This window comes from Pseudomonas asuensis, from assembly GCF_014646755.1.
In the GTDB taxonomy this organism is placed as follows: Bacteria; Pseudomonadota; Gammaproteobacteria; order Pseudomonadales; family Pseudomonadaceae; genus Chryseomonas; species Chryseomonas asuensis.
The window spans coordinates 1-640 of sequence record NZ_BMNW01000090.1 but is presented as its reverse complement, the minus strand read 5'-3'; the positions used below and the strand labels follow the sequence as shown (position 1 = coordinate 640).

The following is a 640-nucleotide window of genomic DNA, read 5'->3' as shown; positions in this document are numbered from 1 at the left end:
GTACTGCGGGCCAGCCCTGCTGCCTTGAGCAAGCAGGGCAACGGGTAGTGCTGCCTGAGTTCTATGACTATCTGTGTTTTCTCACGAGTGCTAGGCGCTGCCGGTGTTGAGCTAAGGCTTTTAGCTCGTTTCAGATAGGCATTTTCCAGCCGCAACCTCACGATCTCGTCGATGAGGTCTTGTTGGGTGCGCTGAGTCTCTGTTGAACCGTTGAAGTTTTCGATGGCAGACGCGTTGCTCTGCTTCACGTCAGCTCCTCGTCGCTTGCGTGCCAGGGCTGCCAGACCGCCTCGCTCATACGCTTGCTGCCAGTTCATAACGCTTGATTTGTTGGCGATGTTGAAGATTGCAGCGGCCTGACGGTAAGACAAACCTTCTTTATACAGTCGCTTGAGAACAGCGAGCTTGAAGGCCGTAGTGTAATGAGATCGAGTGGGCGTGAGGCCTGCTTCGCCATGCTGCTGAAAAGCCGCAACCCAGGTGCGGACCAGGCCTCTCTCTACCTGGTGCCGATGCGAAACCCTGCTGAAGCCATCAGCGCTTTCCAGATAATCGCGAATGACCATGAGTTTGAACTGAAGCGAGTACTTCGCCATAAAGAACCCTCGAAGGTTGTGTCCAACATTCGGGGGTCAGTTCA

Annotated in this window: 1 protein-coding gene; it reads right to left on the bottom strand. The window is 54.5% G+C overall.

What is annotated here, in order from left to right:
* Window positions 1-596 (bottom strand): helix-turn-helix domain-containing protein (locus IEX86_RS24810; protein WP_188868804.1); only part of this gene is annotated, 596 nt, incomplete at its 3' end.
* Window positions 597-640 lie beyond the last annotated feature (44 nt).